The sequence below is a fragment of the Confluentibacter flavum genome, from assembly GCF_002843175.1.
Taxonomy (GTDB): domain Bacteria; phylum Bacteroidota; class Bacteroidia; order Flavobacteriales; family Flavobacteriaceae; genus Confluentibacter; species Confluentibacter flavum.
Genome location: NZ_PJEO01000050.1, coordinates 136,959 through 161,163 on the forward strand (window position 1 = coordinate 136,959; position 24,205 = coordinate 161,163).

Sequence of the window (24,205 nt, forward strand, 5' to 3'; positions counted from 1 at the left end):
TTATGTTTAGCTGTACAGATGACTTTACTGAACTGAATACAAATGAGAAGGTATTGACTTTAGCTACCATTAAAGATGATGAACTTTTATTGGGGCAAGTCTTTGCTCAGGCCCAATATGGGAGTATGTTTGATAGTCCGTTTTATTTTCAATATGCTCAAAACTGGTCTTCGGATTTGTATTCACAATATTTTGCAATATGTGTCTCCTATGCAGAACCAGATCGTAATGATTTCACAGATGGTTGGTCTAGTGAAACTTGGTTGTCTTTTTACACGGAATGTGCCCCGCATGTAAAAGCCGTAGAAGACATTACCTCTGAAAATGAAAATTTTGTTGGAAATGCTATGGCTAAAATTTTAAAAGTACTGGCTTACTCAAGAATGACAGATTACTATGGGCCGATAATATATTCTCAATATGGGAATAATGAATTAACAGTGCCATTTGATTCTCAAGAATCTATTTATATGGACTTTTTTGATCAATTGGATGATGCGGTTGCTATATTGAAGGTTAACCCTGGCGCTAATATGTTTGGGCAGAATGATCGTATTTATGGTGGCAGTGCAGATAAATGGTTAAAATTTGCCAATAGCTTACGATTGCGATTAGCTATGCATATAAGATATGCAGATGCTGCTAAGGCTAGGGTAGAAGCTGAAAAAGCCATTGAAGATGGTGTGTTTACTGACAATAATGACAATGCAATTTTGCCTTTGAATCGTATAAGAAGACATACCTATGGTATTCTTACTGGGTGGAGCGAATTTCGTATGAGTGCTGCAATGGAAAGTGTCTTGAAGGGATATGAAGATCCTAGAGCCCCCTTCTATTTTTCTCCAGCTGCATCGGGAGATACAGACGGAGATGGATTTGTATATGAGGGGTTACTCAATGGTCAAAGTCAAGCCGATTTGAGCAGTGTTATATCTCCTAATAATTTTTCAAATATGGGTTCCGCTTATAAATTAAGACAAAACGGCGGTACTGAAGGTCCTTATGAAATAATGAGCGCTTCGGAGATTTATTTTTTAAGAGCTGAAGGCGCATTGCAAGGGTGGAATATGGGTGGATCAACGAAAGATATGTATGAGGCGGGAATACGTGCTTCTCTTATGTCTAAAGCGGGATCTAATGAAGTAGTCATCGGTGAATATACCAATAGTTTCAATACTCCAGTTCCTTATGAGGCAGGTGCTAATGCACTTTCTGATATTCCTGTGGCATTTTCGTCAAATCCAGAAACTCAATTTGAACAAATAATGACACAAAAATGGATTGCTATCTATCCAAATGGATGGGAAGCATGGGCTGATTTGAGAAGAACGGGTTATCCAAAATTATATGACCGCCTTTATTCAGATAATCCAGATGTAGGTGTCTCCGAAATTATGAGAAGGATTACGTATCCAGATCTGGAAGCCGATACAAATCCGATTGGGTATGCTGAAGCATTGACTATGCCTGAATTGGCTCAAGGCGATAAAAACAGTACCAAGGTATGGTGGGATAAAAAATAAGATTAGAAGGCCTAAATTAAATAAGCATTGCCGTTTTAATAAAAAAACGGCAATGCTTTCATAACTTTAAAAAGAATATGGAATTAGTACACAGAAAAATGAAACTAAAGGGTGTTGAAAATAACTGTTTGTTGTTGATCTTTTTTTTAATATCTATTGGATTAGGAGCTCAATCAGACAAGGTGCCAATACCTGTGCTTGATGGAGAATGGTGGCAAATAGCCAGCACCCCTGATTTGGGGGAATATAACACTAAGGAACAACAACCAGTTGATTTTGGTATTTGGAAAGCAAAGGATGGTACTTGGCAATTGTGGTCCTGCATCCGGAATTCCAATTTTGCTCCAGGAACTCCACTTTCTTCAGAATATAGTACTACCCGCTTTTTATATGGGTGGGAAGGTAAATCGCTTTTTGAAAAGGACTGGAAGCCACAAGGGATTAAATGGACTGCAGAGCCTTCTTTAGGGGAAACCCCCGGGGGTATGCAGGCTCCATATGTCTTTAAGGAAGATAATTTCTATTATCTTTTTTATGGTGATTGGCAAAGAATTAGTCTTGCAAAAAGCCTCGATGGAAAGAATTTTGAACGTGTATTGGGTGGCAATGGCCAACCAGATCTATTTGCCGAATATGGCTATGGAGGAAATACTTTTTACACACAGGCTAGGGATCCTATGGTAGTAAAAAAAGGAAATACCTACTATTGTTATTATACAAGTCATGCGGATGAACCAATTAATGATGGTGCCGCCTTTGCTAGGACATCAGTAAATATGAGGGATTGGAGTGAATCTGTTATGATTTCACATACTCCTGCACACAAGGGTAGTGATCCTAGATTTTCAGATGAATGCCCACAGGTGGTTTACCTTAAGGAATATAACCTGTATTATCTTTTCGTCACGCAACAATATGGAAAGGATAGTCAGACTACTGTATACGCTTCCCAAAACCCACTATATTTTGGGGTTGATGATGATTCGAGGAAGGTCTGTACCCTACCAATAGCAGCCCCTGAAATTATAATAGAGGATGGGCAGTATTATTTAGCAGCTTTGAACCCAGAACTGAATGGTGTCCGAATAATCAAGTTAAAGTGGGAATAGCCTCCTTATGAGGGGCAGCCTAGAACAAGTAGTTAATCTTCTGTTTCATTATAGTGCTATCGGTTTAAAAAGCGAAGAAATACATTTATATGTATAATACAGCATTCTTTACTTTGAAATGGTATTTATGATTAACAATTTATCCGTTCAATCCGATTTTTTAACGATAAGCATATTGAAAATAGTGAGGTAGAACTATATCCAATATAAAACAGAAATATATGGAAGAAAGTTTTAAAGTAGCAATAATTACAGGAGCTAGCAGCGGAATAGGCGAAGGTGTTGCCTATGAGCTTGATGCTATTGGCATTAGATTAGTGCTTACTTCTAGAAGGGAAAATCGCCTTAAGGTGTTGTGTGATAAGTTAAAGAATGCAGTATACTTAGCTGGAGATATAAAGGATGAAGCCTTACCGAGCCAATTAGTAAAAAAAGCGCTTGATTCATACGGTAGATTCGATATACTTTTCAATGGTGCGGGTGTTATGCACGCAGGCACTATAGAAAAAATAGACATTGACCTAATGTGCGAAATGGCACGTGTCAATTTTGAAGTCACTATAAGAATGGCTTATACGGCTTTGAAACACTTTAAAATAGCAAACAGTGGCTTCCTGATTAATGTATCCAGTATTTTGGGTACAAAAGTGAGACCTAGTACAGGTGTTTATGCCGGTTCTAAATTTGCCATTGAAGCTTTTTCCGAAGCAATACGTATGGAAGTGGCAGGAACAAATATTAGGGTTTCAGTTATAGAGCCAGGGGTAACCATTTCTGAATTACAAGACCATTTTGAAGTCCATCCAGCTAAATTGTTGGGGATAGAAAAATCTTTAAATCCTTCTGACATTGCTCGAGCAGTTCGTTTTATCCTCGAACAGCCGGACCATGTGCGTATTCCAGTAATGATGATTTTACCCGGAGAACAGGCATTATGATGAATCAAATTTTAGAAATACATATAACTGATTGGATTGTTCTAATCATATATTTTGCAGCCGTCTTGTACTTGGGTGTGTATTTAGGCAACAAAAGGACTAAGACATTGGGAGATTTTTTTGTTGCCGGTGGAAATTGGGGCGCTTTAGTTTCCTTTATATTCGTTTTTGCATCGGCAATAGCTGGCAACGAGGCAGTCGTTGTTTCTGGAAAGGCCTATACCTCAGGAATATCAGGCGTATGGTATTTTTGGGGATTTTTGTTTGCTACACCCATTTATTACCTTTTTTCGACCTATTACAAAAGAGCCCGGATATATAATTTGGCTGAATTTTTAAGTATGCGTTTTGGTAGGCCAGTTGCAGCCTTATATGCTTTGACCGCAGGTATAATATGTATACTTTTTATAGGGATGTTCATGTTGGCTATAGGAAAGATTTTGGCTGGTGTAACAGGTATTGATTTATGGATGTGTATTTGGGTCACATCTATTATTGTTGGGGCATATGTGTTTTCAGGAGGCATGATGTCTGCTTTATTAACGGATTTAATGCAAGGGGTATTATGCCTAATTGTGTTAGGTTTTATATTCCCTCCATTTCTATGGAATGCCGCTGGAGGTTATGAAGCTCTTTTGTCCGCTCCAAAAGAAACTTGGGAATTTACCTCTGAAGGTATGCCCCTAAGTAAAGTTATGGCATTGAATTTCTCTGCAATAGCCGGAGGGATTGCAGCTCCATGGATATTTAATTGGATTTCTATTTCTAAAAATGAGAAAGCTGCCACTCAAACCGGATGGGGACACCTTTGGAAGCGTATTTTAACATTGGTATTTGCCTTTTATGGTATTCTATTTGCACTATACATTAACAAGCATGGCATTGAATTACCTATTGACCCACTTTCTGGGAAACCCGACGGAGAAATGGCCTGGGGTATTGTAATGAAAAGAATATTGCCTGGGGGAGTTGGTTTGATTGGGTTGCTGATAGCCAGTTTTTTTGCAGCTGCTATGTCATCGGCTGATACCTTTGCAACTACTTCCTCCGCTATGTTTGTAGATTTTTTTTACAGGAAGGTTCTTAATATAGGGAAGAAGTTAAAACACTATCTCTATTTAAGTAAATTTTGTGCAGTGTTGTCTATTATTATAGGTGCTGTGTCTACTCTTTTTATTACTAGTATCGCCGATTATATAACTATTGCAATGTCACTTTTGTCTTTTTCAGGGATTCCCATCTATTTCTCCTTGATTACAAAAAAGTCCAATAAAACGGGTGTCTGGCTTTCATTGATGGCGGGCATAATATCTTATGTGATTATTTTGTCTAGCCCCTATGGAGAAGGAGAATTATTTGCTTCAAAAGATATAGCATTTGTATGGGGAATTTTTCTTCCGACCTTCTTATCTATTATAGGAATGTTAATAGGAATTCGTTTTGGGAAGCCTGATGATGAAATCATTACTAAAAGGTTTCATCTGATATTAAACACACCTATAGGGGATGAAAAAAGATTGGTTGATACAGGCATTGTACTCCCGGCATTAATTGATAATGGGCTGATTTCCGAGGGGATGGAAGAAAAAATAGATATTCTAAAGCTTAATCAGTATTACGAAATTGATTGTCAGGATAAGATATTCAATAATTTGGAGATTAGAAGGGAGCCTAGTTTGCCTTGGTATTATCCGGGCTTTCTAAAAATAACTTTTTGTTGTTTTGCACTTATTGGTCTAACCTGGTTATTACGTTTTTTATTCATTTAAGTGGATTTTTCATTTTAATCGGTATGGAAACAGTGGTCAAATTACTTAATAATTATACAAATAAAAATAGTTTTCTATGAAAATTGGCGTTCTACTCACACCTATGTCCCATCATAACCTTAAACTGGTTAGTCAAGTCGGAGCAACGGATATTATTATTAGCTACCCAGGTTTGAATTTAAATGAACTCCTCAAGCGGCAAAAACAAGTGCAGAAATATGGAATGACGATATCCTGTATTGAGCGTTTGATACCCACTTTGAAGTTCGTACACAATCTTGAGGGTGCAGATGAACAAATTGAAGGATTTAAAACTTTATTACGGAATATGGGCAAAGCCGGTGTTAAGACATTGTGTTATAGTTGGATGCCCGATGATGATTGGCAACGGACTTCATTAAATGTTGTTGAAAGGGGGGGTGCGCTTACAACAGGTTTCGACATGTGTAATCTCAATAACGCAAAAGTTCCAACAAAAACTGGTTATTCCCTACCTGAAGATTTTGTTCACACGACTGCGGATGAACTATGGCGAAACCTGGAAAATTTCTTAAAAGAAGTAGTCCCTGTTGCAGAGGAATCGGGTGTGAATCTTGCCCTTCATCCGGATGACCCGCCCGTGGAAAATTTGGCTGGTCAAGACCGAATTATAACTTCTCCCGAGGCTATGCAACGTGCTGTTGAACTGGTGCCATCGGAATTCAATGGTATCTGTTTTTGCCAAGGAACATTTGCATCCAAGGGAGGAATTGACATTCCGAGTGCAATCGAAAGATTGTCAGCTTATATCACTATGGCTCATTTTAGAGATGTAAAAGGACAGATGCCTTCTTTCCAGGAAACCTTTATAGACAATGGTAAAACGGATATGGCGTCTTGTATGGCAGCCTATTTAAAGTGTCCTAGGGAGTTTGTGATTCGTCCAGATCATGTACCTACACTTGATGGTGAAGGAGACGATAACCCAGGTTATCAAACTTTGGGTAGAATTCATGCGATTGGCTATATGCAGGGTCTTTTGCACGCTTTGAGATGATTCTTATAATCTGAACAGTAAAATGTTCTCCAAGTTCTATTATACTATAGAATCCGATTTAGTATCCAAGAGGTCAATCTAATTTGTGACGATAAGTACAATTAACACCAGGGAGTTCATTAATTAAATCTTATTAATAAAGAGTTATTCTGGCCCTTTTCTTAATAACGCCTCCAAAAAATAATAGTCCGCATAATTTAAGGGAACATCGATCTCACTATTGCCCGGAAGATGGCCTGTTGAATGTTTAAGAAGAAATCCACCGTTTTCTCCCTTCGAAGCCAAATATTTTGGTGAACTCAAGTTTTTGATGATTTGATCCGCCAAATTGGTATACTTCTTCTTTAATGACTGGTCCACGAAGGTAGCGAGTTCGTAAAGAGCAGATGCGGTAATGGCTCCTGCTGAGGCATCTTTAGGAGTGTTTTCCTTTTTATCCACATCATAATCCCAATAGGGGATTTTATCTTTAGGTAATTCCGGATGCTCACTTATAAAGGAAGCAATTTTAATGGCCTGCTCCAAGTATTTGGGGTCTTTTGTTTCTCGATAGCACATGGTATACCCATAAAGCCCCCAAGCCTGTCCTCTGGCCCAAGAAGATTCGTCGGAATAACCTTGGTGAGTATTCTTTTGGAGTACAGACCCTGTAGTGGGATCATAATCTACAACGTGGTAAGAGCTATTGTCGTTTCGGAAATGGTTCTTTAAAGTAGTATCGGCATGGGAAACGGCAATTTTATAGTAGCTGCTGTCTCTTGAGATTCTGGTTGCATGAAATAAAATTTCTAAATTTATCATATTGTCAATTATGACTGGAAAATTCCATTTTGTGCTCCAATCCCAAGATTTTATGGCTCCAACTTTAGGGTTGAATCTTGTTGCTAAACTGGAGGCTGTGCTCACTATGACATTTTCATACTTCCCTGATTTAATATAATTCAATGCGGTACCGTAACTACATTCCATAATAAAACCTAGGTCATGGGTACCTGTATGATATTTTATGGAATCGAGTTTTTCTGTGTAAAAGTAGGCTCTATCCTTCCATTTGGGGTCTTTTGTGAGTCCATACATGTTCCAGAGTGTACCAGGATAGAAGCCGCTGCACCAATCATATATATCAACCAATTCTACTTCGCCTTTTGTAAAGGTGCGTGGTGTAAATTTAAGACGTTCTTTTGCGTGTCCTATATTTTTTTGAAGTGTGTCTAATTGGACTTCCATGTTCGGGATTAACGTAAGCCCTTCTGCACCAATTTGAGGCCCTTTGCAACTCATTGCAGAGGTTATGAGATATATAAACAATAAGAACATAGTATATTGTATGGTGGTTAGATTCATTTTGATTGGATTAAAAGTTAAAATTCATTATTAAATAGTTGAAATTTTTTTAAATTATCTTGGAAATGTTTGCAGAAACCATAGGATAAGTGATTTTTGAACTAAATTTTTTAAAGAAATCAAAAATAAGAAAAAATAAGTAAAAGACTTTCATTAAATGATTAATTAATTTTTCAAATCCATAAATCTAGTAGTCATTTGCAGTTTACTATGCAAAAGTAATAGGTTTTGCAATAAATTGGTTGGGGGTGTTGGGAATGAATTAATTTTAGTTATAGACTTCCATGGCTTTTTGTTTTCCTTATTGTTTTGAAATTTTGGATAGTGATTTTGCTTAAGCCCAACGAGGGTGTATAAGGCATCTAAGTGTGGAGTGAAGAAGAGAGGGATGTAATTCATCTCATTTAAGCAAACTATTTGAAATATAAAACCTTTCAAAAACTTTTATATTAATTTTAATAATATTAAATTTGATTTTTAATCCTTTTAAATTAGAGGAGTAAAATGGCATTATGCTTAATGGTCTGAGGTTATGGTAGCTTTAAAAAAGTGTAAAGATGAACTTTTTGAATTCGTTATAATACTTTTTGCTAGGGGATGCTATCCGATTTACAATGGGAGATGCTTGATTCTTAAGTAAGCTTAACCCTTTTCAAATTGTACAAAGATTTTAGGATTTAAAGAATCTGGAGTGGTAAAAATAAAGAAATGAACACATTTATTAAAAGGAGTGGGGTAGGAATACTAATTTTACTTATAGTCGGTATTGGTATTTTCTATTATACAAAAACCCCTCCTTATCAGGATTTGAGTCATTTTAGTAAAGTTTTCAATCGAAAAAAATCGTTTAGGGTCTACTTGCCTGAAGGCTATGGGGATTTCACCTCAAAGAAGTATCCCGTTATTTATTATTTTCATGGCTGGGGCGGACGCCATTATGAGGACAGTGCAAATTTAGCTTATGATTTGATTGGTAAGTTAGTGGACAAATACCAGATTATTTTGGTAATGCCAAACGGTCGGATGGAAGAGTCCAATCCAAGGCCCTATAATATGGGCTACCATGAGCATATGGTCTACGAAGCCCAAATGAAGGATTATTTTACGGAATTGACGGGGTATATTGATAGCAAATATCGAACCTTGGATAATAGGTGTGGAAGGGGGCTTATGGGGTTCAGTATGGGTGGCATGATGTCGTTTTATTTATCTGGAAAGTATCCAGATAAGATAGGTGCGGCGGTTAACATGTCAGGAAGTACGGAGTTTTATATTGGTACCCCAAGGAACTATACTTTTTATCCGTTGAAATATACATTTACTAATCTAAGTGATGTGCCGCTTCGTTTTCATAATAGTTCCCATGGAGAACTTTCAGGTCTTAATGAGGAGGTCAATAATGGTGTTGTTTGGGAAGGAAATTCGACTTATGAGTACTGGCAATTTAATGGAGGTCATGAAATTGATAAGCCTGGAAGAACGGATTCTTTTGAAAAAGCATTGGTCTTTATAGTTGATTACTTACAAAAATGTATACCTCGAAAAGAAAGTTGGTCGCATTATGATCTATATGACAATTTTGAGGTTTGGGATTATAATGTTGAAAGCGATAAAAACCAACCAGGCTTCCTCTTTCTTTCAAACGTTTCCAAAAATGGATTTGGTTTTTATACAAATCAATGGCTTCCTAATGGGCCGACTCTAGGAAATGTCCAAACAACCGTAACTACAGGCCCAATCTATGAGCCAGCTACGATTTATTTCATAAAGGATTACAGTAGGAAAGATGGGGAGATCCATAATCGGCACCTTAAAAGTAATATAAATGGTAGACTTCAATTCGAGTTTGATGGGGAGGGCCATGAAATAGGTATATATCAACAAGGGGGTGGCTCTAAATTAACCTTTGTGGATTATACAGTTGGAGAAAACGGAAAAATGCTCTGGGAGGGTGAGAATAAATTAAGTCTTAAAATCGTCAACCTTGGTGAAGCTGTTGAAGAAAATGAAGTCATTATTGTCAATGTTGATTCCGGGGATGAAAGTGTGATTTTTGAACCTTCTTCCATTAAGGGTATTGTGGATCACAATGGAAACGTGAATATTCCTCCCATTATGGTTCACTGCAACAAGAAACCGCCAAAAGACGGGAGTCCATTTGGGGTAAAGGTTCATCTAAAATTGCAATTGGACAATACCATATTTGAGAATGTGTTTTCGGTACCTATTTTTTTTGATGTGCCTATATTTGAAAATTTAGCGATTGATGATGGTCGTTTTATAAAGGATACTATAGTGGGTGTGGGAAATGGGGACGGAATGGTATCTCCGGGCGAAGAAATTATGATTTATGCCGACGGACGTAGAACACAGCTCTACTATGACGACCCCTATATTATTGGGGAAAAATTGTTCGATGAAGCTTTGCCTGCTATTTGGCAAACAGATGGAATCACTTTTAGTTCTATTATTAGGATATCTGAAAATTGTCCCAAGGGTCATCAGTTGAAATTACTTGCCAAAAGCGAAACCAAATCAAACAATCCGATATCGAGAAGTGTGACGTGGGGTAGGATATACCTTGTAGTTGGAAAATAATGATCTGAAAAGGGCGTTTTTTCATCTCGTTCTTTTGCTGGGGCTTATTTGTAATAAATGGCTGTCTAGATACTCCTTTAAATCATGGAATCTAGCATATTTAGTAACAGAGACAACTGCTCAAATTTTTCTAGGAGTGAAAATGGGTCGGACAAAGATAGGAAAGGAGAGAATTTTTATGGTTGTGTGTTTTTTATCGGATGGGAGTGTCATTTAGAAATGCTTATTAAATGAAATATTAATTTTTAAACTTTATTATGATAACTGAGATAATTAAAAATAATGGAAATGGCTATATGAACATCTTAACCAATATAATACAACTGGGATGTATTTTTGTATTGTTTTCCGTAAATGGTGTGTGGTCCCAGCCAAATCTAAATATTGAGGATCATTCAGGTTTTGATAGAGAAATGTGGCCCATAACAGGCGGTATACCTTTTCCTAAAGGGGCGATTTTTGACATCAATCAAATTGGAATTGCTGGTGCTGTTTCCCAAAAAAGAATTCTTTCCCGTTGGTCCGATGGGTCAATTAAATGGGTATTATTGGACTATCAAAAAGATCTGGGGGCAAATAGGAAAGCAATCGATCAGGTATTGTTATCAGAAAAGGAAACAAACGGGTTGGCCATGCATATGGAGACAGAAGATTTTATTACTGTGGATACTGGGATCCTGAAATTTTCAATCAGTAAAAGGATGTTTGGTTTTTTGGACGAAGCATGGCTAGATCTAAATAAAAATGGTATCTATGAGCCTGATGAACAATTGGTCAATGGCAAAAGTGGCCAAAGTTATTTCATGGACTTGCAAACAACGAATCCAGTTAGGGCCACCACTCCATATTCAAACCGTAATTTGAGGTTGGGAACTTCCTTTCCGGCTACTAATGCTATCCCTACGATTGAAGGAGGGCCTGAATGGATGCGTAGCGAAGGAGGAGGGGAAGAGAGACGAAAGAAAGCTGCTGATGGCAAATACTCAGCAAAGGTCATTGAGGCTGGGCCACTTAGGACTGTTGTTGAAATTAAAGGACGTTTGGGGGCATCGGAAGAGGACAGTGATTATACCATTTGGGTACATGCTTATAAAGGAAAATCTTTTATAAGGGTGCAACATAACTTTGTTTTTAGAGGGGATCCACAAATCACCAATATCCGAAGAATGGGATTAAGTCTTCCTTTGAATTTCAAAACACCTCCTAGGTTTCAGGCTGCAGGATTGCCGAAAAGTGAATTTTTGAGCAAAAAGGATACGGCTTATCTTTTTAATACAGGGCCCCATAATGTGTTCAACCTAGAGCATAATGGATTTACTTTGGACTGGGAAGTAGGGGTTGGAAAAAAAGTCACACAGGGAACCGAAAAGACCAGTGGCTGGATAGATGTTAGTTCGGATAAGTTTGGGGTTACCATTTCTATTAAGGATATGGCGTATATGTATCCCAAGGAACTATCTTATATAAGTGAGAACAAAACGCTGAATGCATGGCTCTGGCCTGATCATGGGGATCTGGTGCTGGACCTTCGGGCATCTGGCTGGTCAAAGGGCATGCAGGGAGTAAGTTTTACGCATGATGTTTTTTACGCTTTTCATGGTCCTGAAGATCAAGAAAAGGAGGGTGTTTTTGCTTCATTAGCGGAGGATTCACCTCAGCCGTTCGTGAATCCAGAGTGGTATGGGTATAAAGGAACCAAAGCCGCGGGTATGATCATGCCGCAGGACAATATTAAATTTCCTAAAACTGAAGCTTTTTTGGCCACAGGTACCACTTTTATTGATAGATCTGCTATTGAGTTTGGTTGGTTGGGAATGTTGAATTATGGGGATATGATGTTTATGTATGCTTATCAAATTGGAAATAAGGATTTGGGAACATGGGGAATTTCCAATAGGAAGGATGATTATGACGGATGGAGAAGGGGTAATACAATGATAAGTTATCGGAAATTTATGCAATATCTGCGGACTGGTCAGTATGAATATTGGAAATCGGCATCGGCTCATCTTAAATTTATAAGGGATGCTTTGATTAAACATTACAGTAGTGAAGATAGTACAGTAGTCGGTTTTGGACGGAGGCATTCGGCCTATTGGGGTGTTACACCCCAAGATGAAAATGACCGAACCGGTGGCGTGGCGTGGGATGGATATGGCACTAATTGGCTTGGTCATTACTTGCACTGGAACTTAACAGGAGACTGGAGAACCTACGAAGTAATGAACGAAATAAGATCGGCATGGAATCACTGGGGAAACACGGACGTTGATCAACTTTCGGGAGGTGCCTACGTTGGTTTGAAAACATTTGGTAGTGTTGTTGGTTACGAACAGGCTAAAAAGGAAGCAGATAATTTTTTAGTTTCAGCGGTCAAACGAACATCGATCCCAGGAGATGAATGGAGAGACAATACATGGTTTATGGGATATGGGCTTTATTTACAGGATGAGGAAGACCCCGTCGTGGAAGAGGCTATATTGGATTGGTGGAAGGCTAATAAACATAATAAGGATATGTGGGGGTTGTATTGGCACAGGGAATCTATGGCGGCAGTTTATTGGGCGGCACGTAACGAGAAGGAAATAAGGGAAAGTGTTTACAGCGAGCTCTCCACTTTGGGGAGTATAGAAAGTCAGGAGAGTCCAAGAATAACGGCACAAAGGACTTTATATGAGAATCTAGGAATATCGGGACTGTTTAATTGTGATATGGTATATTTGGCCAATGCGGTAGCTCCCAAATATTGGCGCGCAAAAGATGATATTATGCAATTACAATGGGATGAGCCATTGGGAATGGCCGTTATTGATCACTATCGGGAATATGGGGAACCTTTTGCCCCACCCACCCATAAGGAAAAGGAGTTTGATGTAAGAGTCACCTCGAGTACCTCGAATACATTAGAGTTAATGGTTACCTTGAAAGCGCTGTCGGACATTCAGTTGGATGTACTTAATAAGACTGGAAAAGTTATTTGGCAATTTAAGAAGGAAGGTTTGCACAAAGGGGAGGTGCCGATTTCGTTTAAAGGAGATAGCGATCAGGAAATGGTTGAAGGATTGTCCGAAGTCTATTTTGTTCGGCTTCAGGTTGGCGACGATAGGATTATAAAAAAATTCACATTATATTAATTTCATTATTATGCCTATATACCGGGTTCAATTATTAAAATTTTACTATATGAGAAATTTTTCAATACACCTTTCCTTAAAAAGTAAACTGTTCCTTATTATAGTTATGGGGATGTTAGGGAGGGAAATTTATTCACAGGAAATGCCTTTCTCCCTTTGTCCCATACAGGATCAGCCCAATAATATTCATAACTATTTGATGGAGTCAGCAAAAAAAGTTTCCAATAGTTTTTTCAATGATATAAATACGCTTGAGGACTGGCAGGCGGTCCGTGATGAACGTTATCAGGAACTTGTTGAGATGCTGGGGTTGAACGACGTTCCTTTAAAAGGGGTTCGGTCTCCTTTGAATATTAAACAGGTGGGAACTATCCATATGTCCGGCTATAGGATAGAAAAAATTTACTATGAATCACTTCCCAATCTCTATGTGCCAGCTAATTTATATATACCAAATGGTATTAAAAAACCAGTACCAGCCATATTGTACCTGTGTGGACATGCCGATACCCAAAAGGTATATTACCAAGGTCTGGCCCATAAATTTGCCCAACTCGGTTTTGTATGTCTTATAATTGAAACGATTCAGTGGGGGGAAGTTCGCGGAGAGCACTGGGGAACCAATACCAATGGTTGGTTTCATTGGTATAGCCGGGGATACAATCCAGGAGGTGTGGAGTTGTGGAATGGTATCAGAGGCTTGGATCTCTTAACTCAAATGCCTGAAGTGGATTCGGAGGCGCTGGGGGTCACAGGCGCTTCGGGAGGAGGGTCGCAGAGCTGGTATTTGGCAGCGCTCGACGATCGGGTTAAAGCAGCTGCCCCTGCGGCTGGTGGAGAAAAACTATATGCGGAAATATGTCAGAAGACTATTGATCACCAATGCGATTGTATGAGACCGTTGAATACCTACCAAAGGGATTTTTCCGATATAGGAGCTCTAATCGCTCCAAGACCATTCATGATCGCCGCACCAAACCGGGATGCATTATTTGCGATTGAATCGGTGAGGGAGCTTCATGAAGATGTAAAGCACGTGTATGATTTATATGGCGCATCCGAAAACATTTCCTTGATAGAAGCTGATGGTGGTCATGGGGATCGTGAGACATTGCGCCCAAAGATTTTTTCATTTTTTATGAAACATCTAATGGGGAAAATCGTTCATCCAAATGAAATAGGAGATATAAACAAGTCAGAAAAAGCACAGTTGTCCTTAGAACAATTAAGGGTATATGTTAAAGGCGCACCCAAGGACGATAGGACCACGACCATTCAGGAATCGTTCATTGAATTGGCAAAACCATTAAATGTAAAGAATCATGCCCAACTGGAAGATTACAAGAGCAAGGTAATTGATTTTTTGAAGAATAAGACATTTAGGGCCTTCCCGAAAAAGCCGGGTCTTCTTGATGTTAGATGGGAGTACAGAACGACGGAAGAGGCAAAATATGGTGTACAGACATATAGTTTTGTTCCTGAAGAAGGGTGGAGGTTGAACTTTACCATATATTGGAATAAGCCTCCTGAACAAGAACAATCAATTTTATTGGTCCTCAGGAACCCGGACGAACCATTTATGGATTTTGGAAAATTTGTGTCTGGAATTGACCCAAATCAGACCATCGTCTATTTAGACGCCAGAGGAATAGGAGAAACAGGTTGGTCTCCAAATATGCAATGGCATATTCGAAGGTCATTGGCCTGGACAGGGAGAACCATTGCCTCAATGCGGGTTTATGATGTTCTTAGATGTATGGAAGCATTGGCGTCAATTCCTGGCTTGGGTAAGGACAAGCTTAGTTTCAGTCTTGCGGCCGAGGGGGAAATGTCTGTAGTGGCATTGTACACATCTTTGTTACATGGAAATATAAATACAATCCTTGTCAAAAATCCACCAGAGAGCCAAAATATGGCCAGTAGTCCTGATGGAAGGGGAGAGGCTATAGAGATGTTGAACTGCCTAAGGGTCACGGATCTTGCGCAAGTTGCTGGGATGAATATGTCTACCAAGTTTATAGGAATTGGGGAATTGCCCGAGACGTATAAATGGACTCAACAGGTTTACGAAACTTTAAATCCCAGTAATTTCCAGATCATTGATAGTTTTTCTGAATGGAAGCCCTGAAGCATTTATGTGTTTATCCATTGCCAATCAATAAATATTTTTTAATGAATGGCATACATTAGGAAAAACATTTAAAAGTGCGATCTATCCGAAGATAGCTTTTATTTCTTAATATGAAGATTTCTTTTTTAGATATAGAAAGGCTTTGTTATGAGATCATGTAATTGAAATCTAACAGTATCGTTGTAGAAATATCTTTATAGTCGTTCCGTTTACTTCTAAATTTTCTTGAAGATGCCATTACATTAAAAATCCCTCCTTGCATGAAGGTTAATTTTATAATTTTTGAGAGTATATTTTTATTAAAATAAGCTTATGAAAGATATTTATATTTAAATAGTTGCTTTTAAATAGTTATGTTATTATATTTCGTTATTTTTAATTTAATTAATAGATTCGATGAACAATAGATGGTCACCTTTAATAATTTGTTTTCTACTTATACAGTTGGGTTATGGTCAAAAAGCAAGTATATATGAAAAAAAGATAGTTATGGAAACATATATGTTCTCCGATCCAAATCCAGTTCCAGATATGGAAAAGAACTATCCTTATTTTAAATATGAAGGTTTTACGAATAAGAGCAGTCAAAAGGAATGGAATATGGTGATTCTGGAGAACGACTACATAAAAGTATTTGTTAATACCGATGTAGGGGGTAAAATTTGGGGTGCAATCGAAAAATCTACTGGTGGTGAATTTTTGTATTATAATGAAGTGGTTAAATTTAGGGATGTTGCTCATCGGGGGCCTTGGACATCAGGAGGCCTTGAATTTAATTATGGTATTATGGGTCATACCTCGACCTGTGCCACTCCCCAGGACTATGTTATCAAGAATAATGAAGATGGAAGTGTTTCCTGTATTATAGGTGCGATCGACCTACATACCCAGACCAAGTGGAATGTAGAGATAAACCTTCAAAAAGACAAGGCATTTGTAGAGACCATCAGTTCCTGTTTCAATACGGGTAACCTCCCTGTTCCTTTTTACCACTATTCCAATGCCGCAGCCAAGGTTGATGGCGATTTGGAATTTATTTTTCCTGGAAGCCATCATATTGGACATGATCGTCAAGTAGGCAAATGGCCTAAAGATGACAATAGGGATATTTCCTTTTATAGGAATAATGACTTTGGAGGGCCAAAATCCTATCATATCATTAATAGTATTGCCGAATTTATGGGAGGATATTATCACGATGATGATTTTGGTTTTGGAAATATTCATGAGTACGATAAAATGCCGGGTAGAAAACTTTGGATCTGGGGTCTTTCGGATGAAGGAATGATATGGGAAGACCTCTTAACTGATTCTGACGGACAGTACATTGAATTTCAGACAGGGTCTACATTCAATCAGGCCATGGATGAAAGTACTTTTACGCCTTTTAAGCACCGTGAATTTACACCTTATGATAGTGATATTTCTTCCGAAATATATTTTCCTCTAAAGAAAACGGGTGGAATGGTAAAAGCCAATAGAAATGCCGTACTCAATGTAAATGACATAAACGATTCCATTATTGGGATACGGTTAAGTGCCTTGGCTCCGCTGAATGCTAATTTGGTTGTACGTTCTAAAAATAAAGTAATAGCAACTTTCACTTTACAACTTAAGCCTTTGGACCTGTTTACTGGTAAGGTGAACGTAGGGGTAGATAAGGATTTTGAAATAGAAGTAGGGAATTCTATTTTATTATACAGTTCCAAAATGGAAATGGAAAATTATATTGTCGATAGGCCGGTCATTGCTAATGAAGAGTTTAACTGGAATTCTGCTGTTGGATTATTTACCAAAGGCTTGGAAACGGAAAAGCAATATGCATATGTAAAGGGGGGGTACCCCAGGAAAGTTGCGCAGGAACTCTATATGAAATCTCTGGAACTGGATCCGGCGTATGCCCCTGCCCTAAATAGGGTCGCTTTCAATCATTACAGGGCTATGCAATACGGGAAGGCGCTTTTATATATCAAGAAATCTCTTTCGATAAACACCTATGATCCAGAGGCAAATTATCTTTTTGGAATTGTAAATGCCAAAATCGGCGAATTGGCCAATGCGCTGAGCGGGTTTTATATTGCCTCTCAATCCACTTCCCATAGAAGCGCGGCTTATACCGAATTGGCGAAATTATATATGAAGCAAAACAACCTAGACAAGGCGATGATAGAGGTCAGCAAGGCTTTGGATTATAACAGGTCTAATATGGTAGCCCTTGAAATAAAGGCGCTAATTTTCCGTTTACAAAAAAAATCGGAAGAAGCTGACGAGATCTTGGATGAGCTCTATGGTCTAGACAATACTAATTCATTCGTGGTAAATGAAAAAATATTGATTGGTAATTCGGAATCTAAAGATTTACAAACCTTGATTACAAATGAACTGCAGGCTGAATCCTATATTGATTTAGCCTTGAAATATTATGGTGTTGGCCGTGATAAAGAAAGCATCTCAGTTCTAATGGCCAGTCCAAGGGATGTAAAAGTATTATTACTGCTGGCTTTTTTAGATGTTTCCAATAGGAACGACTGGCTTGAAATGGCCTTGAAAACCTCCCCATACTTGGTATTTCCCTTTAGGACGGAACTTTATGAGGCTCTAACCGAATTAATGGAATTAAGTGATGATTGGAAACTTAAATATTACGCAGCATTAATTCTTTGGAAGAAAGACATGACCAAAGAGGCAAAAGAACTTGTATTGAAATGTAGGGATTTACCTGACTATGCACCCTTTTATTTGGCAAAGGCCAAATTATTTTCTGATGACAGCCCCATAATAAAATCTTCTCTTGAACGGGCTAGAGCCATTTCCCCCAGTGATTGGCGGGTACAACTAGCCCTCGTAGATCAGTTGATGAAGGAAAAAAAATACTTGGAGGCTTCCAAAATTGCCAAAAAAAATTATTCTGCCAACCCAGAGAATTCGATTATGGGAATTAGGTATGTGAATGTCCTGCTGAAATTGGGAAAATACAAAGAAACTGTGTCTTTTTTAGAAGGGATGGAAATCATCCCATTTGAAGGGGCTATAGAGGGTAGGATGATCTACCATGAGGCTGCAATTCGTCTATCTTTCGATGCTTTGAAAAAAGGGGATTATGTTTCGGCCATACAATATGTGGAGAAGGCAAAACTATGGCCAAAGAAATTAGGGAGCGGGAAACCCTATAATGTTGATGAGCGTCTTGAAAATGCTATTTTGGCCTATTGCTATGAAAAAATGGGGAAGAGGGGACTGGCTTTAAAATACAATCTAAAGGTCACTGATTATTTGCTTGATCGGAACGATAGAGAAAATTCAAAATTATACCTGCAGGTACTGGCACTCCGAAGAACTGGTGAGGTAGCCAAATCAAAACAACTTATTAATGACGCTTTTAGTAAGGATACTGAAAACGTGTACATCCAATGGGTCATTGCAATGGATAAAGGAGATAGTTCCAATGGCACACTTACCAAAGAAGGGATGGAACAAATCATTGAAAATCCTTTAGAAAACCAATTTTTATTAGTAAAGGATTTTTTGGATATCACAAGGATTGAATAAAGTTGACTAACATGGTTAAAATGGGTACAATTAGATTTGTAAAAATGTTGATATCGGCCAATATGGCACTTAGTCTTTCTAGTTGCAATACAGATAAGGCGGTATTTGTAACGTATAATGATCCACATATTGTTTATGAAGGGCGCATAGATACGACTAAAGTAAATGGGGCGCAATTATATTGGTCAGGTACCTCTATTAAGTTAAATTTTCATGGTGCCTCAATTGCTGCCAATATGAAAGATTCTGACGGGGATAACTATTATAATATCAGTATAGACAATGATATTGTTGGGGTAATACGACCCGACACAGTGCAAAGGGAATATTTATTGGCTTCGGGTCTGTCCAAAAAAAATCACACTGTTGAAATCTTTAAAAGAACGGAATGGAACAGAGGGAATTCTACTTTTCAAGGATTTAGAATAAACGGTAGGGCTAAAGTCTTGGGGCCTTCACCTTCCCCAAAAAGAAAAATGGAATTCTATGGGAATTCCATCACCGCAGGCTATGCAGTGGAAGACTATTCTGGGAAGGACTCTCCAGATAGTACCTACACCAATAATTATCTTAGTTATGCGGCCATAACTGCTAGGCATTTCAAGGCCGAATATAGATGTATATGTAGAAGCGGCATCGGAATAACAATAAGTTGGGAACCACTGACAATGCCTGAAATGTACGATCGGTTAGTGCCGCAAGATACTACAAGTAAATGGGACTTTTCCCTATATTCGCCAGATGTTGTGGTTATAAATTTACTGCAAAACGATTCTTGGCTTATAGATATGCCGGATCACCAGGAATTTAAGAGACGGTTTGGTAATAAGGCTCCAAAAGAAAATGTGATTATATCAGCTTACCAAGATTTTATAGTTTCGATTAGGGAACATTATCCCAGGGCTCATATTATCTGTGCTCTCGGGAATATGGATGCAACTAAAAAGGATTCAAAATGGCCGGAATTCATATATAAAGCGGTCAATAATTTAAACGACCCTAAAATAGATGTGCTTATAATACCTTATAAAAATACCGATAATCATCCCAGTAAACAAGAACAGAAAGTAATGGCCCAAAAATTGATTGCGTTTATTGATGAAAATGTTGTTTGGTGAAACTATTGTTGGGATTTGAAATTTTGAAGATTAATTACGCATATTGGAAAGGACATTTAAGTTAGGCTTCGGAATGCCGTTGAGAAGTTGGACTACCTCTTTTCATGGCAGAGAATTATGCGCCAAAACGTTTTGGTAGAAAAAAGGTTTTATGTGGAAGAGCATAAATTAAGGAGATGGGAATAAGTGAGAAATATTTGTTGACTGCAAAGTAGTGAACTATAGCAAACGTGATTTTCCCAACAATTAAATATAAAGACAGATGAAAATTAGACTTTTCTTAGTAGTATTGATATGTTCCGTTTATGTGGGTAATTCCCAAGGATCATATAAATTATCCAATAAAAGTATTCTTAAAATAAACGGTTCCTCCACATTGCATGATTGGGTGGTTACAGCCAATTCCAAAGAGGGATCGATGATTATTCTGGATGGTGGGAAACCAAATAATTTAAAAATACAGGTAGAAGTGGCTCAAATAAAAAGTGAACCTGGGGCAGCCATGGATAAGAAAATGCATGTTGCCCTAAAGGAAGAAGAGTGCCCAAATATTTATTTCGAGTCTAAAGTGGTAAAGAAGATGGACGGTATGGAGAATACTTATCTCGTTACTGGCATACTTAACATTGCGGGGGTAGGATTAGAAATTGATATTAAATCAATATTGAAACAGTTTGGAGGGGGCTATATTCTTAAAGGTTTTAAAGAGATCAAGCTTCGGGATTTTAATATAGAGCCCCCAACCGCCATGTTTGGACAAATCGTCGTTGGCGAGTTAGTTACAATTGATTTTAATCTGATTTTTGAATAGGAATACTATTCCTATCAACAGTTACTTTTTTAGTAATAAGTAAGCAAAGCATTTTATGGAAGGTTGTTGCTTACACGTTCATGTTCTATTCATCCAAAACGGTCTTCCAAAATTGTTTTTGTTCTTCAGGAGAGGGTTCTGTTTTAGGGCTCACCAATCTAAAACCAATAAAACTTGAATCGGTATTCCACCAAAAACTTTTTGGTATCTGTGGGTCTCTTTTTTGTAATATTAAACTAGAGGCAAATCTTGCCGAAGATCTTAGATGATGTGCGTCATCTTTCCATGATCCACCTTTTATAACCCTTGGATGGATTGACGTAGGTTTGACCCATGGGTTTTTGCTTTCCGTAATGGCTAAGGCATCTTCCCTATACTCATCCATTGTCCATTCGGACACATTGCCGTGCATATCATAGAGCCCCCATTGATTGGGTAGTTTGCTTCCAACCTTGGCGTATTGGTTTTTAGAGTTTTTATAATAAACGGCATATTTATCTAGGTCGGTCACTTCGTCCCCAAATGAATAGGCCGTATTTGTGCCCGCTTTAGCAGCATATTCCCACTCCGCTTCAGTCGGCAATCTATAAAACCGACCAGTTATGGTGCTTAACCATTTGCAGAATACCAGCGCGGAATAAGTGGACATGCTTATTGCCGGATATCCTGCCTTTCCCATGCCGTTTGATGGGTCTTCATAAGGAGGGCTGGGTCTCGTGATGGCATCAACAGAATGAAGCTTATCTGTCTCCAATGTCTGGAAGTGCTTTTGGTTTTGCGTATAGAAAAGTTCAAACACTTCCCAGACCAGTTCATATTTTCCCATATAAAATGCGTCCACTTCAACTTTTTTCATAGGGCCTTCATCAACATTTCTGTCTTTCTGTGAATCTGGGCTCCCCATTATGAAAGTTCCTTTAGGAATCATAACCATATCGAAAGTGATATCAGTGGCAGGGATTTCTTCTTTATATCCCTCTCGGGATTCTGGCTGCTTATCTTGCTTATCAACCATGGGATTATAAGTTTTACAGGATTCAAGTCCAATAATAGAAAGGAAAAGAAGAAAAAAAATAAGGTATGTGGTGCTATCTGATTGTTGTGTTGTTTTATACACTTTAGAATGTTTTTTGTTTGAGGTTATAAAAATATTACAAATAATTCAAATCAAGTGTATCAAAGTCATAATAATCCTCCTAAAATTTAAATTTCTTTAAATAAGTCATTGATAATAAATACTATTATATACTTGTTGATTACGGATTTATACAAGAAAACCCTTGGCTGAATTGAGTAATAAGTCTGTTAATATTTTTACTTGGGAGTATTTGAATACAGAAACTGGATTAATAATTATGTTAAAAATGTATAAGTGATTGTAAGATAAAACTTCGTTAACTATATTTAACTAAAAAAGGTTTTATAAATAAAATTAAAGGTTTTATAAATAATAATAAATAAAAAATAAGATAATGTGCATTTTTTTTTGTTATTTATATGATTATGCATATTTTTGAAAAAATAAGTGTCATTTTTAATTAATGTACAGTTGTTTTAAAAGCTTAAATTTATGAAAAGGTTTTTTTTCATTTTATACTTATTGTCTTAATATAATGACGAAGAATAAAGGGAAGTACATCTAGGGACTATTTTTTTTGCTTTCTAATGCCTAGCACCGAACTATAAGTTACGAGAAATTTACAGATGAATTAGGAAGCAGGTATTGACTAATTAGTGAGTGGAACGAGATGTTTGCCTGCCCGCAAGAAAATTGATTTAAAGGACTATTGGAAGTTAATTAAAAGTGGAGATTAGCAGTTGTTTTATTAGTATAAATAATTATTTCATCTTAGGGTCGGATAAACATTTATAAACTAAAGTAAATGGAGCATTATAAAAATATACTTATGAGAATTAACAAACATATTATCCTAGTGGTAATTACAACACTAATTTCCTGTGTACAGCAAGTAAAAAATGAACAAAAAATGGATGAACTTATATACAAAGAAGGAAGTTTAGGTTATGATTTAAAATTTTTACAAAAAAGAGACAAGGAACTTGTTGTTCTAAAAATTGATAGTTCTCAGGTAGTGATTTCTCCAAAATTTCAAGGTAAGGTTTTCACTTCTACAGCATCGGGGTTAAATGGAAAAAGTTTTGGATGGATAAATTACAAAGCCTTTGATGAAAAAGACGATCATATGAATGCTTATGGTGGAGAAAACAGATTTTGGCTGGGACCCGAGGGGAGTGCATTTTCTTTATTCTTTAAGCCTGGTGACAAAATGAATTTTGATAATTGGAAAACTCCTCCTCCAATCGACTCGGAATATTGGAAAGTGACAGACATAAATGAAATTAGTGTTACTATGGAAAAGGAAATGTCCTTGAGGAACTACGCAGATACTCAACTTGATATTAAAGCTGTAAGGAGGGTTGAAATATTGGGAGCTAGCCAAATTGAGAATTTGTTGCATATAGATCTTGGGAGTTTGAATTTTGTAGGATTCAAAACTTACAATGAGATTATAAATACTGGGCAATTTGCATGGACTAAAGAAACTGGGGCACCGTGTATCTGGATATTAGATATGTTTCCCCCTTCCGATAATACAGTAATATTAATACCATTCCATAAAGGAGACTTGGACAAATTTGTCACTACAGATTATTTTGGGGAAATTTCATTAGACAGGATTAAATATTTAGATAGCACCATATTTTTCAGGGCTGATGGAAAATCAAGAGGCAAGTTGGGTATTTCTCCAAAAATAGCCAAAAACGTTGCGGGAAGTTATGACGCTATAAACAATATTTTAACCATTGCCATTTTTGATGTGGAGAAAGAATCCGTTTTCCTAAATCAGGAATGGACAACTAAAAAGAATCCTTTTGTTGGAGATGTAATTAACGCCTATAACGACGGACCCTTGGAAGATGGTTCACAGATGGGGCCGTTTTATGAAATTGAAAGTGCCTCACCCGCCGCCTTCCTTTCGCCTGAGGAAAGTCTGATACACAATCACAGCGTTTTTCATTTCACAGGAGATGATGAAGAATTGAATAAAATTATACAAAGTGTTTTTGGTGTAAGTATGCAAACTATAAAGGATGCATTTCAAAGTGGTAAAATCAAATAAAA

Annotated in this window: 14 protein-coding genes; 12 read left to right on the forward strand and 2 right to left on the reverse strand. The window is 37.6% G+C overall.

The features are described from left to right. Positions 1-2 precede the first annotated feature (2 nt). From CSW08_RS13545 to CSW08_RS13565, 5 genes are all read left to right on the forward strand, one after another. Complete coding sequence (locus CSW08_RS13545) at positions 3-1,523, forward strand: SusD/RagB family nutrient-binding outer membrane lipoprotein (protein WP_203226898.1); 1,521 nt, start codon at positions 3-5, stop codon at positions 1,521-1,523. A gap of 77 nt (positions 1,524-1,600) precedes the next feature. Then, positions 1,601-2,632 (forward strand): glycoside hydrolase family protein, encoded by a 1,032-nt coding sequence (locus tag CSW08_RS13550; RefSeq protein ID WP_157831489.1) that lies wholly within the window; start codon positions 1,601-1,603, stop codon positions 2,630-2,632. Positions 2,633-2,853: 221 nt separating this feature from the next. Continuing rightward, entirely contained in the window at positions 2,854-3,570 is a 717-nt protein-coding gene (locus CSW08_RS13555; protein WP_106660408.1) for an SDR family oxidoreductase, read from the forward strand. Further along, positions 3,567-5,339, forward strand: a complete 1,773-nt coding sequence (locus CSW08_RS13560; protein WP_106660409.1) for a sodium:solute symporter family protein — start codon at positions 3,567-3,569, stop codon at positions 5,337-5,339. Before CSW08_RS13555 ends, CSW08_RS13560 begins: the two co-directional genes overlap by 4 nt. Positions 5,340-5,415: 76 nt before the next feature. Next, positions 5,416-6,375 (forward strand): mannonate dehydratase, encoded by a 960-nt coding sequence (locus tag CSW08_RS13565; protein WP_106660410.1) that lies wholly within the window; start codon positions 5,416-5,418, stop codon positions 6,373-6,375. A 144-nt stretch (positions 6,376-6,519) separates the two neighbouring features. Here CSW08_RS13565 and CSW08_RS13570 read toward each other — a convergent pair whose 3' ends face one another. Next, positions 6,520-7,719, reverse strand: a complete 1,200-nt coding sequence (locus CSW08_RS13570; RefSeq protein ID WP_106660411.1) for a glycoside hydrolase family 88 protein — start codon at positions 7,717-7,719, stop codon at positions 6,520-6,522. Between the two features lie 708 nt (positions 7,720-8,427). Here CSW08_RS13570 and CSW08_RS13580 point away from each other — a divergent pair. The 6 genes from CSW08_RS13580 to CSW08_RS13610 all read left to right on the forward strand — a co-directional run bounded on the left by CSW08_RS13580 (position 8,428) and on the right by CSW08_RS13610 (position 21,060). Then, positions 8,428-10,317 carry an alpha/beta hydrolase gene (locus CSW08_RS13580; protein ID WP_106660413.1) on the forward strand — a complete coding sequence of 630 codons (1,890 nt, stop codon included), beginning with the start codon at positions 8,428-8,430 and terminating at the stop codon, positions 10,315-10,317. A gap of 257 nt (positions 10,318-10,574) precedes the next feature. Beyond that, on the forward strand, positions 10,575-13,451 hold the full coding sequence (locus CSW08_RS13590; protein WP_106660415.1) for an exo-rhamnogalacturonan lyase family protein: 2,877 nt from the start codon (positions 10,575-10,577) through the stop codon (positions 13,449-13,451). A gap of 49 nt (positions 13,452-13,500) precedes the next feature. Further along, entirely contained in the window at positions 13,501-15,579 is a 2,079-nt protein-coding gene (locus CSW08_RS13595; RefSeq protein ID WP_106660416.1) for an alpha/beta hydrolase family protein, read from the forward strand. A gap of 492 nt (positions 15,580-16,071) precedes the next feature. Then, positions 16,072-19,131 carry a DUF5107 domain-containing protein gene (locus CSW08_RS13600; protein WP_157831490.1) on the forward strand — a complete coding sequence of 1,020 codons (3,060 nt, stop codon included), beginning with the start codon at positions 16,072-16,074 and terminating at the stop codon, positions 19,129-19,131. A 20-nt stretch (positions 19,132-19,151) separates the two neighbouring features. Next, entirely contained in the window at positions 19,152-20,249 is a 1,098-nt protein-coding gene (locus CSW08_RS13605; RefSeq protein ID WP_238987267.1) for an SGNH/GDSL hydrolase family protein, read from the forward strand. A 262-nt stretch (positions 20,250-20,511) separates the two neighbouring features. Continuing rightward, positions 20,512-21,060: a YceI family protein gene (locus tag CSW08_RS13610; RefSeq protein ID WP_106660419.1), complete on the forward strand. Its 549-nt coding sequence runs from the start codon at positions 20,512-20,514 to the stop codon at positions 21,058-21,060. Between the two features lie 85 nt (positions 21,061-21,145). Here the strand turns inward: CSW08_RS13610 and CSW08_RS13615 are convergent, their stop codons facing one another. Further along, a complete protein-coding gene (locus CSW08_RS13615) occupies positions 21,146-22,177 on the reverse strand; it encodes a formylglycine-generating enzyme family protein (RefSeq protein ID WP_238987268.1) in 1,032 nt (343 codons plus the stop codon). A 790-nt stretch (positions 22,178-22,967) separates the two neighbouring features. Between CSW08_RS13615 and CSW08_RS13620 the strand changes: the two genes are divergently transcribed. Continuing rightward, the gene (locus CSW08_RS13620) at positions 22,968-24,203 is read left to right on the forward strand and encodes a DUF6786 family protein (protein ID WP_106660449.1); all 1,236 of its coding nucleotides are present in this window, start codon (positions 22,968-22,970) and stop codon (positions 24,201-24,203) included. Positions 24,204-24,205: the final 2 nt, after the last annotated feature.

What these genes read in the sequence shown, in the direction of transcription:
- CSW08_RS13545 (WP_203226898.1), top strand. Translation starts at nt 3, where the DNA reads ATGTTTAGCTGTACAGATGACTTTACTGAACTGAATACAAATGAGAAG.
- CSW08_RS13550 (WP_157831489.1), top strand. Translation starts at nt 1,601, where the DNA reads ATGGAATTAGTACACAGAAAAATGAAACTAAAGGGTGTTGAAAATAAC.
- CSW08_RS13555 (WP_106660408.1), top strand. Translation starts at nt 2,854, where the DNA reads ATGGAAGAAAGTTTTAAAGTAGCAATAATTACAGGAGCTAGCAGCGGA.
- CSW08_RS13560 (WP_106660409.1), top strand. Translation starts at nt 3,567, where the DNA reads ATGATGAATCAAATTTTAGAAATACATATAACTGATTGGATTGTTCTA.
- CSW08_RS13565 (WP_106660410.1), top strand. Translation starts at nt 5,416, where the DNA reads ATGAAAATTGGCGTTCTACTCACACCTATGTCCCATCATAACCTTAAA.
- CSW08_RS13570 (WP_106660411.1), bottom strand. Translation starts at nt 7,719, where the DNA reads ATGAATCTAACCACCATACAATATACTATGTTCTTATTGTTTATATAT.
- CSW08_RS13580 (WP_106660413.1), top strand. Translation starts at nt 8,428, where the DNA reads ATGAACACATTTATTAAAAGGAGTGGGGTAGGAATACTAATTTTACTT.
- CSW08_RS13590 (WP_106660415.1), top strand. Translation starts at nt 10,575, where the DNA reads ATGATAACTGAGATAATTAAAAATAATGGAAATGGCTATATGAACATC.
- CSW08_RS13595 (WP_106660416.1), top strand. Translation starts at nt 13,501, where the DNA reads ATGAGAAATTTTTCAATACACCTTTCCTTAAAAAGTAAACTGTTCCTT.
- CSW08_RS13600 (WP_157831490.1), top strand. Translation starts at nt 16,072, where the DNA reads ATGGAAACATATATGTTCTCCGATCCAAATCCAGTTCCAGATATGGAA.
- CSW08_RS13605 (WP_238987267.1), top strand. Translation starts at nt 19,152, where the DNA reads ATGGGTACAATTAGATTTGTAAAAATGTTGATATCGGCCAATATGGCA.
- CSW08_RS13610 (WP_106660419.1), top strand. Translation starts at nt 20,512, where the DNA reads ATGAAAATTAGACTTTTCTTAGTAGTATTGATATGTTCCGTTTATGTG.
- CSW08_RS13620 (WP_106660449.1), top strand. Translation starts at nt 22,968, where the DNA reads ATGAGAATTAACAAACATATTATCCTAGTGGTAATTACAACACTAATT.